Source organism: Hartmannibacter diazotrophicus, from assembly GCF_900231165.1.
GTDB classification, from domain to species: Bacteria; Pseudomonadota; Alphaproteobacteria; order Rhizobiales; family Pleomorphomonadaceae; genus Hartmannibacter; species Hartmannibacter diazotrophicus.
Window position 1 is genome coordinate 2,229,373 of record NZ_LT960614.1, and the last position, 16,396, is coordinate 2,245,768.

Annotated in this window: 15 protein-coding genes; 7 read left to right on the plus strand and 8 right to left on the minus strand. The window is 63.9% G+C overall.

Going from position 1 to position 16,396, the window contains the following annotated elements; all coding sequences use genetic code 11:
• Window positions 1-119: 119 nt before the first annotated feature.
• The 6 genes from oxlT to HDIA_RS10495 all read right to left on the minus strand — a co-directional run bounded on the left by oxlT (window position 120) and on the right by HDIA_RS10495 (window position 8,659).
• Complete coding sequence (gene oxlT / locus HDIA_RS10470) at window positions 120-1,415, minus strand: oxalate/formate MFS antiporter (protein WP_099558830.1); 1,296 nt, start codon at window positions 1,413-1,415, stop codon at window positions 120-122.
• Between the two features lie 407 nt (window positions 1,416-1,822).
• Window positions 1,823-3,214, minus strand: coding sequence for a sigma-54-dependent transcriptional regulator (locus HDIA_RS10475; protein WP_281259987.1), 1,392 nt, complete (start codon window positions 3,212-3,214; stop codon window positions 1,823-1,825).
• A complete protein-coding gene (locus HDIA_RS10480; protein WP_099556112.1) occupies window positions 3,207-5,048 on the minus strand; it encodes a sensor histidine kinase in 1,842 nt (613 codons plus the stop codon). The genes HDIA_RS10475 and HDIA_RS10480 overlap by 8 nt, the downstream gene beginning before the upstream one ends.
• A 227-nt stretch (window positions 5,049-5,275) precedes the next feature.
• Window positions 5,276-6,505 carry an SAM-dependent methyltransferase gene (locus HDIA_RS10485; RefSeq protein WP_245884233.1) on the minus strand — a complete coding sequence of 410 codons (1,230 nt, stop codon included), beginning with the start codon at window positions 6,503-6,505 and terminating at the stop codon, window positions 5,276-5,278.
• A 16-nt stretch (window positions 6,506-6,521) separates the two neighbouring features.
• The gene (locus tag HDIA_RS10490) at window positions 6,522-7,322 is read right to left on the minus strand and encodes a DUF1365 domain-containing protein (protein ID WP_099556113.1); all 801 of its coding nucleotides are present in this window, start codon (window positions 7,320-7,322) and stop codon (window positions 6,522-6,524) included.
• Window positions 7,319-8,659 (minus strand): NAD(P)/FAD-dependent oxidoreductase, encoded by a 1,341-nt coding sequence (locus HDIA_RS10495; RefSeq protein ID WP_099556114.1) that lies wholly within the window; start codon window positions 8,657-8,659, stop codon window positions 7,319-7,321. Before HDIA_RS10495 ends, HDIA_RS10490 begins: the two co-directional genes overlap by 4 nt.
• Before the next feature lie 324 nt (window positions 8,660-8,983).
• Between HDIA_RS10495 and HDIA_RS10500 the strand changes: the two genes are divergently transcribed.
• From HDIA_RS10500 to HDIA_RS10510, 3 genes are read left to right on the plus strand one after another with little or no spacing between them, the layout of a single operon-like run.
• Window positions 8,984-9,538, plus strand: coding sequence for a sigma-70 family RNA polymerase sigma factor (locus HDIA_RS10500; protein WP_099556115.1), 555 nt, complete (start codon window positions 8,984-8,986; stop codon window positions 9,536-9,538).
• Window positions 9,535-10,209: a ChrR family anti-sigma-E factor gene (locus tag HDIA_RS10505; RefSeq protein WP_099556116.1), complete on the plus strand. Its 675-nt coding sequence runs from the start codon at window positions 9,535-9,537 to the stop codon at window positions 10,207-10,209. Before HDIA_RS10500 ends, HDIA_RS10505 begins: the two co-directional genes overlap by 4 nt.
• Window positions 10,210-10,254: 45 nt before the next feature.
• On the plus strand, window positions 10,255-11,070 hold the full coding sequence (locus HDIA_RS10510) for a DUF1295 domain-containing protein (protein ID WP_099556117.1): 816 nt from the start codon (window positions 10,255-10,257) through the stop codon (window positions 11,068-11,070).
• On the opposite strand, the gene HDIA_RS10515 is transcribed toward HDIA_RS10510, so the two are convergent.
• Complete coding sequence (locus HDIA_RS10515; RefSeq protein ID WP_099556118.1) at window positions 11,054-11,464, minus strand: DUF2177 family protein; 411 nt, start codon at window positions 11,462-11,464, stop codon at window positions 11,054-11,056. The two genes, HDIA_RS10510 and HDIA_RS10515, sit on opposite strands and share 17 nt — an antisense overlap.
• A 204-nt stretch (window positions 11,465-11,668) precedes the next feature.
• On the opposite strand from HDIA_RS10515, the gene HDIA_RS10520 reads away from it, so the two are divergent.
• Window positions 11,669-12,058, plus strand: coding sequence for a DUF2147 domain-containing protein (locus HDIA_RS10520; protein WP_099556119.1), 390 nt, complete (start codon window positions 11,669-11,671; stop codon window positions 12,056-12,058).
• Window positions 12,059-12,242: 184 nt separating this feature from the next.
• On the opposite strand, the gene HDIA_RS10525 is transcribed toward HDIA_RS10520, so the two are convergent.
• Window positions 12,243-13,004, minus strand: a complete 762-nt coding sequence (locus HDIA_RS10525; protein ID WP_099556120.1) for an SDR family NAD(P)-dependent oxidoreductase — start codon at window positions 13,002-13,004, stop codon at window positions 12,243-12,245.
• Between the two features lie 329 nt (window positions 13,005-13,333).
• Between HDIA_RS10525 and HDIA_RS10530 the strand changes: the two genes are divergently transcribed.
• Genes HDIA_RS10530 through HDIA_RS10540 form a run of 3 tightly spaced genes read left to right on the plus strand, consistent with a single transcriptional unit; the run spans window position 13,334 to window position 16,395 of the window.
• Window positions 13,334-14,494 carry a transporter substrate-binding domain-containing protein gene (locus HDIA_RS10530; protein WP_099556121.1) on the plus strand — a complete coding sequence of 387 codons (1,161 nt, stop codon included), beginning with the start codon at window positions 13,334-13,336 and terminating at the stop codon, window positions 14,492-14,494.
• The gene (locus HDIA_RS10535; protein ID WP_157775493.1) at window positions 14,491-15,138 is read left to right on the plus strand and encodes an ANTAR domain-containing response regulator; all 648 of its coding nucleotides are present in this window, start codon (window positions 14,491-14,493) and stop codon (window positions 15,136-15,138) included. The genes HDIA_RS10530 and HDIA_RS10535 overlap by 4 nt, the downstream gene beginning before the upstream one ends.
• A gap of 27 nt (window positions 15,139-15,165) precedes the next feature.
• Window positions 15,166-16,395, plus strand: coding sequence for an urea ABC transporter substrate-binding protein (locus tag HDIA_RS10540; RefSeq protein ID WP_099556122.1), 1,230 nt, complete (start codon window positions 15,166-15,168; stop codon window positions 16,393-16,395).
• Window position 16,396 lies beyond the last annotated feature (1 nt).

The window sequence follows — 16,396 nt, forward strand, 5'->3', positions numbered from 1 at the left end:
GCCGAAACCCGGAGGCCCGCACGAGAAGGGCTTCCGAGCGACGGACCGGCCAAAGCATCAGCCGGTCCGACAGGGTGTCGCCGCGGGCGGTCTTCAGGCCGCGTCGGGACGAAACGGGATCAGGCGTGCACGACTTTCGAGGTGTATTCGACGCCGTTGCCTTCGTGATGCCGGACCAGCATGGGCCTCAGCACCGTGATGGCGAGGACGGCGGCCAGGATGTCCATGCAGGCGACCGTATAGAGTACCGACGACCACGTGCCGGTCATCTCCATCAGGACGTTCGCCATCGGGACGAGCAGGGCGGCCACGCCCTTGGCGCAGTAGAGAACGCCGTAGATCTTGCCGATGTGGGCGCTGCCGAAGGTGTCGGCCGCCGTGGCCGAGAAGAGGCTGTAGACCTCGCCCCAGGCCAGGAAGACCATGCCGGACAGGAAGATGAAGGCCCACGGGTTGTGACCGAAGTAGGCGAGCGCGACGATGCCGATACCTTCCATCGAGAAGGCGACGAACATCGTCTTCTCGCGGCCGATCTTGTCGGACACCCAGCCGAACAGCGGACGCGACACGCCGTTGAGGATGCGGTCCAGCATGAGGGCGAAGGGCAGGGCGGCCATGGCGAAGAAGTAGAGGTTGACCTCGAACTCCTTGACCCCAAGGTCGGACGCGATGACGCCGAGCTGAGCCACCGCCATCAGGCCGCCGGTCACCGTGCAGGTGAACATCAGCAGCATGACCCAGAAGACCTTGGTCTGCAGTGCTTCCTTGAGGGTGTAGTCGCGCCGGCTCTGGAGCACGGAGCTGGAGAACTGGACTTCGTTCTTGCCCGGAGCCTTGAGGCCGAAGGAGGCGACCAGGATGACGGCGCCCTGCAGCAGGCCGAACCAGAAGAAGGCCGTCTGATAGCCGCTCGACTCGATCACGGCGGCGATCGGCAGGATCGTGAGGGCGGTGCCGGAGCCGTAGCCGGCCGCCGTCATGCCAACCGCGAGGCCGCGGCGGTCGGGGAACCATTTCAGGGCGTTGTTGATGCAGGTCGCGTAGACGCAGCCGACACCGATGCCACCGGCGACCGCGCCGACGTAGAAGCCGGTGAGCGAGGTGGCATAGGAATCGATGACCCAGGACGTGCCGGTCAGAAGACCGCCGAACAGCACGACGTTGCGCGGGCCGTAGCGATCGATGAAATAGCCGACGATGGGCGAGGCCCATGTCTGGACGACGACGAAGATGGTGAAGGCGACCTGGATCGCGGCGCGCGTCCAGCCATGCGTTTCCTGGATTTCGGGAACGAAGAGCGTCCAGGAATACTGAATGTTTGCGGCGGCGACCATGCAGACCATGCCGGTCACGAGCTGTGCCCAGCGGTTGGCCGTCGGGGATGCCGGCGGAGCGGTAAGTGTTTGAGCTGACATTTTGAGCGTTTCCTTCTTCAAAACCGAGGCGCCTTGGCGGGCCGTTCTTGTCTTGGTTTTTGGGACATCAGTCCGGTCTAGAGAGTGTCGGGTCGGCAGGTCTCCTTGGCTTGGTCGGGATCATTGCCTCTCGTGATGGCAACGCTCGTGCCAAGACAGGCCATTGCAGGCATGTCGCCGTAAAATATTGGAATTACTCAAAATTCTATCGAGGTTGGCCGAGCCCGGTTCATAGGGGCATGGGTCTGTCGGCGGATTTCCGCCGACGATGGCCGGGGCATCGGCGAAAATCCGCCGACGCCATCGGGCCGTGCGGTCAGCACCCACGGATGACGGCACCAGCAGCATCCGGTCCGAAGGACAGTCCGTTTCAGGGGATGGGGAAAGGTTGGCGGCGCGCGCCCGGATCAGGCCTGCCGCGTGCTGCTCTGGCGCTCGGGACCGGCAAAGGTGCTGCGGTCGATGCCGAGCCTTGCCATCTTCTCGTTCAGCGTCCGGCGCGGAACACCAAGCCGGTCCATGACGGCGGCAATGTTGCCGCCCGTTTCCGCAAGACAGCGTTCGATGATCTGCCGTTCGGCCTGCTCCAACTGGTCGGCCAGGGAAAGCCCGCCCGCCTGTTCCGCCGAGGACTGGCCCAACTGGGGCTCCAGCGCTTCACCGAAGCCGAGGGCATAGCGTTCGGCCGCATTGCGCAATTCGCGCACATTGCCGGGCCACGTATGTGCCCTGAGAGCGGCGAGCGTCGCGGCTCGGATCGGTCGCTTTTCCCGTCCGTGCCGCTCGCAGCTCAGGGCTACGAAATGCTCGAACAGCAGGACGATATCGTCCGGCCGCTCTCGCAGGGGCGGAATGTGCAGTTCGACCACGCAGAGTCTGTAGTAGAGGTCGGACCGGAACCGGCCCTCGTCGCCGGCCAGCCGAAGGTCGACCTTGCTTGCGGCGATCGTTCGGGTGTCGGCCTCGATCTGCCGGTTGGAGCCGAGCCGCTCGATGGTCCGCTCCTGCAGGGCCCTCAGCAGCTTGGCCTGAACGGCGAGCGGCATGCTCTCGATTTCATCGAGGAAAAGCGTGCCGCGGTGGGCGAACTCGAGCTTGCCGACGCGCCGTGCCACGGCACTGGTGAAGGCGCCGGCCTCATGCCCGAAAAGCTCGCTCTCCACCATTGTCTCGGGAATGGCCGCGCAGTTGATGGCGACGAACTGATTGCGGGCGCGGCGGCCGAAATCATGGATCGATCGTGCGATGAGATCCTTGCCGACTCCCGTCTCGCCGCGCAGCACGACGGAGGCGTCGCTGGCGGCGATTTCCGCAACGGCCGCCCGCAGCCGGCGAGCTTGCGGCGATGTCCCGACGATGCGCGCCTCGAGCGCGTCCTCCGCAACGGAGCGCCTCAGCATGCGATTGTCGAGGACTAGGCGGCGTTTCTCGCAGGCCCGGCGAACGATGTCGGTCAGGCGGTCCGGCGCGAAGGGCTTTTCGATGAAGTCGTAGGCGCCGAGGCGCATGGCCTCCACCGCCGTCGTGACGTCGCCATGGCCGGTCATCACGACCACAGGCACGTCGGCGTCGAGCGCGAGCACGCGTCTCAGCAAGTCCATGCCGTCCATGCCCGGCAGCCGCAGATCGGTGACGAGAATGCCGGGATGCCCGCCTGCAATGGCCTGGAGGGCCGGAGCGGCGGATGAATGGGTCTCGACCTCGTAGCCGGCCAGCGTCAGCCACTGGCCGACGGACTGGCGCATGTCCTCTTCGTCGTCGACGAGGAGGATCGGGATCGTCTCAAGGCTGTCAGGCAATGGCGAGAGCCTCCCGATGCCCGATTGAATTGTCATGCAGCGGCAGCGAGAGAACGAGCCGCGCCCCGCGGCCGGGGTAATTGTCTGCCGCAAGCCGGCCGCCGAGGCTCTCCACGATCCCGTGCGAGATGGACAGGCCGAGGCCCAGGCCGATGCCGGCCGGTTTGGTCGTGAAGAACGGCTCGAACAGCCGTTCGAGGGCCTCGCCGTCGAGCCCCGGGCCGTTGTCGACGACGCTCAGGATCGCCTGACCGTCGATTTCCGTGATGTCGACATCGATCCGCGGCGCGGGCGTATCTGCCAACGCATCCATGGCATTCTGCAGGAGATTGAGGATGACCTGTTCGACAGGCACAGGCGGCGCGCAGATCAGCGCATCGGCCCCAAACTGCGTGTCGACCGTGATGCCTGCGCCGCGCGCCTGCGGGCCGACGAGCACGAGCACCCGTTCCACCGCCTCGCGCAACCGGAATACGACGGCCGGATCGTCCTGGCTCTTGCGGGCGAAACGCTTCAGGTTCCGGGTGATGCGGGCGATCCGGTCGACGAGCCCTGATATGGCGTCGAGATTGGTTTGAACCGCAGCCCTCTCGCCCCGTTCGTCGAGCAACCGCGCGCTTGCCGCATAGGTCGCGATCGCGCCGAGCGGCTGGTTGATCTCGTGTGCCAGAGCGGCCGAGGTTTGCCCGAGCGCCGCCATCTTGGAGGCCTGCAACAATTCGGATTGAATGCGCCGCAACTCGCGCTCGGTGCGCCGGTGGTCGTCGAACTCGGACTGCAGCGTTGCATTCGCCACCTGGAGCTCGCGCGTCCGCTCCGCGACTGCCGACCGGAGCTCGGCCTGGGACTGGCGCGCGATCGATAGGGCACGCTGGCGCTGGCGCAGATAGAGGATCAGCGTCAGCAGCAGCGACGCGAGCGTTGCTCCGATGATGCCGCCGTCCCGCTCGGTCGCGATCAGCGACGTGGTGTCGACGAGACGATGAACCGTCAGGCCATGCTCGAACATCTGCGTGCTCTGCATGAGATAGGTCGAAACGCCGCCGGCATAGTCGACGGAAATCATCCGGTCCCTGCCGATCTTGTCGTTCTTGGTCACCGCGAGAGGGTCGAGCTTTTCGCCGAGATAGCGGTCGGAATAGATGATCTCCGCCTTGGTGGGCGAGGGCAGCGGCGCGAGCGTCCGATAGCGCCACGCCGGGATCCCCGAGAGCAGGATGACGCCATTTTCGTCGGTGACGACGATCTTCTCTTCCGCCGCCTCCCAGGTCCCCTCGATGGCGGTGAAGTCGATCTTGACCACGGTGACCCCGAGAATGGTCTCGCCATCCCGCACGGCCTCTGCAAGAAAATAGGAGGTCCGGCCGGCGGCCGGGTCGATGCCGAAAAACGCGCTGCTGCCGTCTGTCAATGCGCCTAGGAAATAGGGCCGGGCGAGGTGACTCGTTCCGATCACGGAGACGGGGGAACTATCGTCGCTGGCGGCGATCACCGTTCCATTGCGCGACAGGACATAGATGGCCGCCGTGTTGGCTTCCGCACCGATCATTGCCAGCTTGCGGTGGATGGGATAACTGCCAGGCCGCGCGGGCGAGGCCGCCAGCACGTCCTTCACATCCGGATCGAGCGCGATGATGTGATGGATGTAGTCTTGCCGCGAAATCTCGTTCTGCAGCTGCGACGTCGCGAAGGTCAGCCGGTGTTCGCCCGTTTCGCGCAAGGACGCGAGTTCTCCGTTGCGCCAGACGATGGCGCAGACGGCAGCGGTGCCGGCGATGACAAGCATCGCGGCCACGGTGAAAACAATCGTGTTGAGCGGCATCTTGAGGCGCATTGCCGTGAAGCCGTTTCCATCCCTGATCCAGTTATGGCATACCGTATACCACTACTGGTCCGCCGATGTCTCTCCTCGGCGTTTCTTGTTCTTCCTTGCTTGCCAGCCTCACGCTTCAAGGCGGTCAGGCTGGCGAGGAACAAGCATAAGGCTGCACCGCATTTGACGACAAGACCGGTCGCTGCTGCGCGTCGGCATTCCTGCACTGCGGGGGCGGGCAAGGTCACTCAGGCAAGTCGATTGCGCAATTCGTAGAGGCCCACATCGATCAGGCCGAGGCGGAAGCCAGCCTCGCAATAGTCGAGGTAATAGTCCCACAAGCGCTTGAACCTTTGATCGAATCCCTGGCTGGCAATGGCCGGCCACTGGGCCGTGAACCGCCGTTTCCATTCGGAAAGCGTGAGGGCGTAGCTTTCGCCGAAGCGAAATTCGGCCGCCAGTTCAAGTCCAGAGGCGCCGGCCTTGTCGCGGATGATCGGGACCGTCGGCAGCATGCCGCCCGGAAAGACGTAGCGCTGGATGAAGTCGGCGCCGCGGCGATAGCCCTCGTAGCGATTCTCGTGGATGGTGATCACCTGCAGGACGGCCTTGCCGTTCGGCTTCAGGCAATGGCGCAGTTTGTCGAAATAGGTGCGCCAATAGGCCTCGCCGACGGCCTCCAGCATCTCGATCGAGACGACCCGGTCGAACTGCCCGTCGAGGTCGCGATAGTCCTGCAGCCGGACGTCGACCGAGCCCTTCAGGTTCTCGCGCGCGACGAGATCGCGGACATGGGCGTATTGCTCGGCCGACAGCGTGATGGTCGTGACGTGGGCGCCGAGACGGGCAATATGGATCGCCAACGCGCCCCAACCGCTGCCGATCTCCAGAACATGTTCTCCGCCCTTCAGGTCGAGCCGCCTCGCGATTTCGGCAATTTTGGCCTCCTGTGCAGCCTCGAGCGCCATATCCGGCGATGCAAAGAGAGCCGACGAGTAGGTCATGCTGTCGTCGAGCCACAGGCGATAGAAGTCGTTGCCGAGGTCATAGTGAAAGGAGATGTTGCGCCGGCTGCCGGTGCGCGAGTTCCGATTGACGAGATGGCGTAGTCGGTCGGCGAACCGGCTGATCGAAAGGCCTGAATAAAGGCCGTCCAGCGCGGCGATATTCTCGCCGCCGAGCGTCAGCAGGGCGCAGACATCCGGGCTCGACCAGTCGCCATCGATATAGGCTTCGGCAAGGCCGAGATCGCCCCCGATCGCAAGCCGGCGCAAGGCGCGCCATCGGTGGATTTCAAGCGTGGCCTCGGTGCCGGGATGCTTGGCCCTGATGTCGATCCGCTCGCCGTCGGGCATCACCACATGCAGCCGGCCCCGGATCAACCGGCTGCCGAGAAAGCGGAGAACCATTGCGGAAAGGCCGCGCCGCCGCGCGCCCGATTTCGGCATTCGGAACGTTGTTTGATCCTGGAGGGTCATGCGTCCGATTGTCCTTTCAGTCGGTCTGGGGCGAAGATGTGCGAAGAGGCGAGCCAAGTGTCACCGGCCGATCCGGCGGCGCGGGGCTGCGATGAAAAAGGAGCCCCTTCAGCCAAAGGCGCAGCGCCTCGAAATGGATGGCGCCCATGACCTTCAACGTGAGCAGGGGAAAGCGAAGCAGCGCTCGGGCCAGATTGCCGTCGGTGAGGGGACGGCGATCGGCCGTCAGCGCCGTGCTGATGAGGGGGCCGTCCGCGTCGTAACCCGAGATGGCAAGGCCTACGCGCTCGCCCGGCGGACGGACCCGGAAGGCGTAGCGCATCGTCATCGCCATGAAGGGCGAGACATGTAGGGCCTTGTCGCAGGTTTGCCGGAGGATGCTGTCGCCGCGATCGTCCTCGACGGGGATAAGGTAACTGTGCCGCTCACCGAAGGTATTGGTCACCTCGTAGAGGATCGCCTGGAGAGCGCCGTCGCGGCGATGGCAGAAGTAGACGCTGATCGGATTGAACCCGTAGCCGAAGACACGCGGCATCGTGAAGAGCATCACCCGCCCGCCATCCGCGTCGAGGCCGGTCTGGCGAAGATGCTCATCAACCTGCGCCTTCAGGGAGCGCCCGCTTCCGTCGCCATGGTCCCGGTCATGAAGGCTGAGGAGATTGAACCCGTTGTGGGAGAAGAGACGCAGCCGGGCGGCAATCCGGTCCAACTCGTCGAGATCGAGCAGAAACCAGAACACGCCATAGCGCAGCACGTGGCGCTTGGGACGGACCCGCGCATGAACGACGTCTCCGCAGTAAAGGGCACTTTCCGTCATGCCGGCACCATGGGATCGATAGGCATCGCCTCATCAACGTGAATGCGCCCGGATTGGTTCGGCACGATCCAGGGCCGTCGCAGACCGCCGAGTTGTTCGGCAACGGCCAGTCCAGCTTGCAACCCGTCTTCATGGAAACCTGCGCCGAAATAGGCGCCGCAGAACCATGTGCGGCGGCGTCCCTGCAACGACCAGAGCCGCTTTTGGGCTGCATCGGTTTTGAGATCGAAGGCTGGATGATCGTAGATGCCGTGCCAGACGATGCTCTCCTCGCGGGGAGGCTCGTGTGGATTGAGTGTCACGAAGAGCGGATGTTCGGAGGAAATTCCCTGCAGCCGGTTCATCCAGTAGGTGATGCAGGGCGCTTCCGCCGTATTGCCCGCCGCAAGATAGTTCCAGCTCGACCAGACGCGTCGGCGCTTCGGCATGAGCGAGGTATCGCTGTGAAGGAAAGCGAGATTGGGCGTGTATCGAAAACAGCCGAGAATGTCGGTCTCGTCCGCGGTCGGATCGGCCAGCATCCTCAGGGATTGATCGGCATGCGTGGCGAGGACGACATGGTCGAAGCGGCGTCTTTCGCCGTCGAGCACGAGCTCGACTTCGTTGCCGAGACGGCGGATGGAACGAACCGGCCGGCCGGTCTCGATGCTGTCGTCGAGCCGCTCACGCATGCGGGCCACATATTCGCGGCTGCCGCCCGTCACGGTCCGCCAGACCGGCCGGTCGGCGATCTTGAGCAGCCCGTGGTTTTCGCAGAACCGGATGAAGGCGCCTGCCGGATAGCGTCCGACCTCGCCGGCGGGCGTGGACCAGATGGCAGCAGCCATTGGATAGAGATGGTCCTCGCGGAACGGCTGCCCGAACCGTTCGCGGGTCAGATAGTCGTCAAGGCTGATGTCGCCGAGGTTCGGAAGGTCGCGCGGCGCCTGCCGATAAAAGCGCATCACGTCGGCAAGCATCGACCAGAAGCGCCGGCGCATCAGGTTGGACGGCTGGGCGAACAGACCGGCAAGGTCGGTGCCGGCATATTCCAGCCGCCCGCCACCAACGGAGACGGCAAAGGACATGTCCGAGGCCTTCGTCGGCACCTCAAGATGGTCGAACAGCGCGGTGAGGTTCGGATAGCTCGGCTCGTTGTAGACGATGAACCCGGTATCGACCGGTTGCGAACCAGCGAGCACCGTATGGCTATGCCCACCGAGACGGTCCTCGGTCTCGAACAGGGTCACGTCATGACGTTCGGCCAGGAGCCAGGCAGCCGACAGGCCGGAAACTCCGGAACCGACGACGGCGATGGAAAGCGGCGCGCCGGAGTGAACGTCTCGTCTTTTCAGCATTCTGTCCGGCCCCCTGCCGCCTGTCGCTTGCTAACGCATTGTCAGGTGCTTCGGTTGCGTCGGCCTGACGATCGTCAGGCCCGGACAACCCCGTCCACGGGTTTTCCGCGCCTTTTGGTCTCAGGCGCGTTCCAGCAACGTCCCAACGTGCGATATACGGGAGGGCGGGCAACATGGATCACGGATGTCTCAGGTGATCCGCAACGAGACCTGCTGCGTAAAGGGGGCATGAATGTCGCTGTCCAAATCCACGGATCCGATCGACCGGCAGGTGTTTCCCGCACTCGCAGGCATTGTGCTGTAATGGGGTCCACCGAGACGGAAATGGAAGAAGGCAGCGACGATCCGCAGGCGCTCCTGATCGCCATTGCCGAGCGCCGGGACCGGCAGGCCTATGCCCGGCTGTTCCGCCAGTTCGCACCGCGGCTGAAGGCGTTTCTCGTGCGTGGCGGCCTTTCGCCGGTCGTCGCGGAGGAACTCGTCCAGGAGACGTTGCTGTCCGTGTGGCGCAAAGCCGGCTACTTCGATCCCGAACGGGGGAGCGCGGTCACCTGGATCTTCACCATCGCGCGCAATCTGAAGATCGACCACCAGCGCGCCAACCGGCGCTCGATGCCGGTCGAACCTGATCCGGCCGACGAGCCGGACGCGCCAAGGCCCGCCGATGATCTGCTGCTGACCGCCGAGCGGGAAGAGCAGGTTCGGGACGCACTCAAATCATTGTCCGAGGAGCAGTTGCAGGTCGTTCGTCTCGCATTCTTCAGCGAAAAAACCCATTCCGAAATCGCCCGCGACCTCGGCCTTCCGCTGGGGACGGTGAAGTCGCGCGTGCGGCTGGCGCTCGGTCGCCTCAAGAGCCTGCTGGGTGACATGTCATGACGGCCCGCAAGCATCCGGACGACCAGACATTGGCCAGATATGCCGCAGGAAGCCTGTCGGCGGGACCGGCACTTGTGGTCGCTACCCATCTTGAGGGCTGTGCCGACTGCAGGCGCAAAGAGCAGGTGTTCCGGGCTGCGGCGGCCAACCTCATGCGTGACCTGCCGCCGGAGCCCACGGACGATCACGCGCTCGACTTGGCGCTGGCAAGGCTCGACCGGCCTGTTCCGGCGGCGGAAGCGCACAAGGCAGGCGCCCGGTCTTCATCGGGAAGAAAGAAGCCGATGCGTTGGCCGGAGGGCATGGTCGTTCCGGCGGCATTGCGCGCGCGTGAGACGACCGGCTGGCGCTGGCTTGGCTTCGGCGTGCGTTACGCCCGCGTCTCCGTGCCGGAGGACGCGACCTCCAGGGTGGTCCTGCTGTGGGTGCAGCCCAACACGAAGTTGCCTGAGCACGGTCATTCGGGAACGGAGTTCACGCAGATCCTGCACGGGTCCTATTTCGACGGTCTGAACAGATACGGCCCCGGCGATATGCAGGAGGCGGACGCCGAACTGGAGCATCAGCCCGTGGTCGACCCGGACAGCGACTGCCTTTGCCTGGTCGCGATCACGGGCGGCATGGAGCCGAAGGGACTGCTGGGGCTGTTCAAGCCCTTCCTTCCGGTCTAGCGGCTCGGTCCAAGTCACTCAGCGACCCGAATATCGGGGGACGATATGACATCAGTCGGCTTGGCGTTGCTGCTGGCAGTCGGTCTTTGCGGCTCCATGACCCTTGCATGGGCCATCGCGACAAGAACCGGCCAGTCGGGCTGGATCGACGCGATCTGGTCCTTTGCGGTCGGGATCTTTGGCGTCGTGGCTGCGCTTGTGCCGATTGCCTCGGACGAGATTTCGCCAAGGCAATGGCTCGTCGCGGCGCTGGTCGCCGTGTGGTCGATCCGGCTAGGCGGGCATATCGCGCGGCGCTCGATGCATGGCGGCGACGATCCGCGCTATCGCAAGCTCAAAGAGGAGTGGGGCGACCGCCAGAGGTCAAGGCTCTTCTGGTTCCTCCAGATCCAGGCGGCTGTCGGCCTCGTTCTCGCCGTTGCGCTCGCCATTGCCGCGCGGCGGTCCGGCGCGCTGGATATCGGCGACTGGCTGGGCGTCGTTATTTTTGCCGCCGCAATTGGCGGCGAGGCGGTCGCCGACCGTCAGCTCGCCCGCTTCCGGTCTGATCCCGCCAACCGGGGCGAAGTCTGCACAGCCGGGCTCTGGGGTATGACGCGCCATCCCAACTACTTCTTCGAATGGCTCGTTTGGGCGGCCTACGTGCCGATCGCGACGGGGTTTTCAGACATCGACGGTCTTGGGCTGCTGGTTTTGTCGGCGCCAGCGTTGATGTACTGGCTTCTGGTGCATGTTTCCGGCATTCCGCCGTTGGAGGAGCATATGCTGGCCTCGCGCGGGGAGGCTTTTGCCCGCTATCAGGCCTCCGTCAATGCCTTCTGGCCGGGGCCGAAGCGATCGATCCTCACATCGAGCCGGTAACCGCCTGCGTGACCTTGAAGCCGACGATACAGGCCGCCGACGTCACGAACATGCCCCAGCAGAGATCGACGATTGTTATGAGAACCGGCCAGTCCTTGAGGGTCGCCTGGTTGGTGAGGTCATAGGTGCCATAGGCGACGAGCCCGAACAGGGCGCCGTAGAGGGCAGCGGTCTGCCAGCGTCCGGACGCCAGCGCGGGTGTCAGCACGAAAAACGTCAGCCCGAAGATGTAGAGCACGTAGAAGACCGCCGCTGCCGGCAGATTGAACGTGTCGGCCAGCATTGAACCGAGTTTCGGCCGGTAGAGGCGGCTTGCCATGACGCTGAGCCAGATCGCATCGAGGCCGAGAAATGCAAGGGCCGTCGCGACAAATGAAATGAGGTATTGGGTCATCCGTCTTCCCAGGGCTGCCGTATCGTCTTTCATCGGATACGGGTGCGGGCGGAAAGCGGATCATGCGATGCGCGCTCCGAATTGGAGCAGGCTCACTGCCTTGGGCATCGTCGCCGTTTTCAATGGCAAGGCCTGCGAACCGTTGGCCCGGTTACGGCGTTAAACGCAAGGGCAGGCGGGCCCGAAGCAATCTGGAGGAACACGATGCTCCGTTGGACGGTCGTTTCAGCCATGGCCATCATTGTTGCCGGATCGGCGCAAGCCAGAAGTGTCGATCCGGATTTCAGCGGCGTCTGGATGAGAGGCGATGGCAATGCGCGGGTGAAGATCGCAGCCTGCGGTCAGGATATCTGCGCCACCAACGTCTGGGTCGGGGACACCAGCAAGGGAGAAGAGGTGGGCGACCGCCTTGTGCTGGATGTCGCGCCCCAGTCGGCGTCGACGCTCAAGGGCAAGGCCTATGACGTGAAGCGCGATCTCACCTATGCCATCACGATCACGGTTCGTGACCGGACCATGAAGACACGCGGCTGCGTCCTGCTCGGCATCGTCTGCAAAACCGCGTCATGGACACGGCTTGGCGACGCTTATTGAAGCGTGCGAAGAGGCGGCCCGGCAGTGCTGATGCCAACGACGAAGCGATCGACCGCCAGGGCAAGAGTGGTCCCCGGGGGTGCGGCGGCGCGTCGTCAAGGCTTCCTCGAATGGCGGCCTTGACGTGCGGCGGGCAGAGGGCATCAAGGCCAATCCATGAACTCGCGGATTGGCCCTGATGGCCTCAGAGTTGGACGCCCCGGGTCAGGGCGCCGTCTACAACCAGGTTGGTGCCGGTGACGAAACTTGCGGCCGGGCTCGCGATGAAAACCGCCGCGTTGGCGATCTCCTGCGGGGTTGCCATTCTCCCGGTTGGGTTGAGGGCAAGGGCTTCCTTGAAAAGGGTCGGGTTGCCGTGTTCGATCTGCTCCCAGACGCCGCCGGCAAAGTATGTGTTGCCCGGCGAGACGGAGTTGGCACGGATGTTCTTGCCCGCGAGCTGAAAGGCGAGACCCTGGGTGTAATGGACCAGCGCGGCCTTGAACGCGCCATAGGGTCCGGCTGCAAAGTCGATCTCTCGGCCCGAAACCGACGAGATGGTGACAATGGAAGCAGCTTTGCTTTCAAGCAGGTAGGGCATGGCGGCATCGACCAGCCGGACCGTGCCCATGAGGTCGGTCTCAAAACCCTTCTTCCAGCTTTCCTCGTCAGCACCGATCGCCAGCGCACTGACGTTGGCAACGACGATGTCGATGCCGCCGAACTGCTTGCCGACGGACTCGGTCCAGCCCTTGAGCGCTTCGCCGTCGGAGACGTCGACGCCGCTACCTATGCTGGTGACGCCGAAGGCGGAAAGCGTCTTCGCCACACTCTCGGCTTCACTCGCGTTGCGCGAGCAGATGGCGACGTCCGCCCCCTCCTTGGCGAGGGTTTCGGCGATCTTCAGGCCGATCCCCTTGGTGCCTCCGGTAACGAGGGCCTTCAGCCCCTTCAAGCCCAAATCCATGGGTCTGTCTCCTTGCACGGGATGCATTCGGGCGGACTGCGGGTCGCGCCCATACGCGCATATGGTCCGAGGTTCGGGGCAGGGCTGGCAAGGGGGCTGGCGGCCCGATGATCGACTGATCCGGTTGATGCCGTCCGTGCGTTTCGTGGCGCACGGCCTGTCGGAACGGCTGCGTAAATGGCCGCTTGACAGGTCTGCAAAAACTCGTCAGCTTATTCGTTAGGCGCCGGGCAAAGATGCCCAACAATGCGTCAAACGATCCAGATCATACTCGGCAGTGTGGCCCCGCAGCATGTGATGCTGAGGGGCTTTTTGTTTTGGAAAACCCGATGTCCCGCATTCGTATCCCTATCGGCCTGATGTTTTCCCAGACGGGGTCCTATGGCACCGTCGGGCAGTCGATGTTGAACGGAGCCTTGCTCGCCTGCTGCGAGGTCAACGAGGACAGGAAGCTCGGTATCGAGCTCGAGCCGATGATCGCCGATCCGGCGAGCCGGCTTTCAGCCTATGCGCCAACGGCGGAAAACATGATCGATGCCGGAATTCGGCACGTCGTCGGCTGCTACACGTCGTCAAGCCGCAAGGAAGTCATCCCGATCTTCGAGAAGCGGGATGCGCTGCTCTGGTATCCGACGCATTACGAGGGCTTCGAGAGCTCGGAAAACGTGGTCTACACGGGGGCCGCGCCAAACCACCATCTCTCGCCGTTGATCGACTTTCTATTCAATCACTTCGGCGGCCGCGCCTTCTGCGTCGGCTCCAACTACATCTGGGGCTGGGAAAGCAACCGGACCCTGCGCGAGGGCATCCAGGCCCGCGGCGGCATGGTGCTTGCCGAGCGTTATGTCGCCGTCGGTGAGACGGAGATGGACCGCGTCGTCGAGTCCATCTTCGATCTGAAGCCCGATTTCGTCTTCAACGCGCTCATCGGTGAATCGTCCTATGCGTTCTTCCGGGCGTTCCGGAAGGCCTGCGAGGAGCGTGGCATTGATCAGCGGACCCGCTTCCCCGTCGCAAGCTGCAATCTTTCCGAGCCGGAACTGAAAGAAATCGGACCGGATGCGATGGACGGGCATTTTTCGTCGTCGGTCTATTTCGCCTCGATCGACACGCCCGAAAGCCGCGCTTTCGTCTCCGCCTACGATGCCGGTTTCCCGGAAGGACCTGCCGCCTCCGCCGAGGCCGAAGCCGCCTTCGTGGCGGTCAAGCTCCTGGCCCAGTCTCTTCACGATGCCGGAACGACGGACCTGCAGCAGGTCAAGCGGGCGGTTTCCAGGCAGATGATCGACGCGCCACAAGGCCGCGTTTCGATCGATCCCGAAACATTGCATGCTTTCCTGACGCCGCGCATCGGCCGCTCGCGCAAGGACGGTCAGTTCGACATCGTCGCGGAATCGAATGCGCCCGTCCGGCCGGATCCCTATCTCATCCGCTCCTCCGCTCCGCTTGAAGCCCGGCATGGCCGGCCAGCCCTGAGGGTCGTCTCATGAACGAACAGCGCCTCGTTCAGAATTTCAGCGGTCGCCGCGCTCTGCTCGTGTCCGAGGACGCGCGCGCGCTCAAGACGCTGTCGACGACACTCGTCAAGCTCGGCCTGTCGGTGGAGACGCTCGACCGTCAGGCCATGATCGCCGGCGACGTGCCGGGCGGTCTGGAGATGGACCGCGATGTCCTTTTCGTCGATGGCGATCTTGACTACGGGTCCGGCCTGCCGGCTGACGGGTTGCCTTCGGTGCCTGTCATCGGCCTCGTCGGCGTGGAGGCGCCAAGCCGCCTGAAAGGCCTGATGCGGCTTGGAAGCTCGGCCTTCCTGTCAAAGCCGGTCTACGGCGGCTCGATCTATTCGGCGCTCTTTCTCGCGGTGAACGCGCAGCGTCAGAAAAGCGCGACGCGCAAGGTGCTCGACAACCACGAGGAACGCCGGCGCCTCCGCCGCTTCGTGATCAAGGCCGTTGTCCAGACGATGGCCGCGCGGAACCTCGACGACGAGGCGGCCTTCGCGGTCTTGCGGCGCGAGAGCATGCGAGCCCGCCTCAGCCTCGAAGCCTACTGTGAACATGTCGTGCAACGGAGCACGACTGAAGAGGCCTGCCAATCGCCGGATTTGGGGCGGCGGCAGGCGACGTCGGACTGACCGATCGTCAAATAACGGGAGCAGCACATGAAAAGACATGCATCAGGCGCCCTTGCGGCGCTAGGGACCCTTTTGCTTTTTTCCAGCACGGCTCTTGCGGCCGACCCGATCAAGCTCGGCGTGCTGGAAGACCAGTCGGGTGACTTCGCGGTCGCAACCATCGGCAAGGTGCACGGCATCGAGCTTGCCGCCGAGGAGATCAATGCCGCTGGCGGTATCGCCGGCCGCCCGCTGGAACTGGTGATCTACGACACCCAGTCGGACAACACCCGCTACCAGGAATTCATGCGCCGCGTCCTGCAGCGCGACAAGGTCGACGCGGTGTTCGCCGGCTTCTCCTCGGCCTCGCGTGAGGCCTACCGGCCGATCGTCGACCAGTTCAAGGGCCTCGCCTTCTACAACAACCAGTATGAAGGCGGCGTCTGCGACGCGAACATGATCGTGACCGGCGCGGTGCCGGAGCAGCAGTTCTCCACGCTCATTCCCTACATGATGGAGACCTACGGCAAGAAGGTCTACACGATCGCGGCGGACTACAACTTCGGCCAGATCTCGGCCGAATGGGTGCGCAACATCGTCAAGGAGAATGGCGGCGAGATGGTCGGCGAGGAGTTCATCCCGCTCGGCGTGTCGCAGTTCTCGCAGACGATCCAGAACATTCAGGCCGCCAAGCCGGACGTTCTCGTCACGCTGCTCGTCGGCACGGCGCAGGCCTCCTACTACGAGCAGGCGGGCGCGGCCAACCTCAAGGTTCCGATGGCCTCGTCGGTGAACGTCGGCCAGGGCTACGAGCACAAGCGCTTCAAGCCGCCGAGCCTTGCCAACATGTATGTCACCACGAACTACATTGAGGAAGTGGATACGCCCGAGTCCAAGGAATTCCTCGCCAAGTGGCACAAGAAGTTCCCGGACGAACCCTACGTGAACCAGGAGGCCGAAAACTCCTATCTCGCCGTCTATCTCTACAAGCAGATGGTCGAGCGGGCAGGGTCCACGGACCATGACGCCATCCGCGCGGAGATCGCCAAGGGCGACGTCTGCATGGATGCACCGGAAGGCAAGGTCTGCATCGACCCGAAGAGCCAGCACATGTCCCACACGATCTATCTCGCCCGCGTCGGCGAGGATCACTCCATCACCTTCCCGAAGGTGTGGGAGGACATCAAGCCCTACTGGCTGGGTGACGCGGGTTGCGACCTGACCAAGAGCAATCCGGAAGCGCAGTACACGCCGTCGAATCCTCCGCCGGCCAACTGAT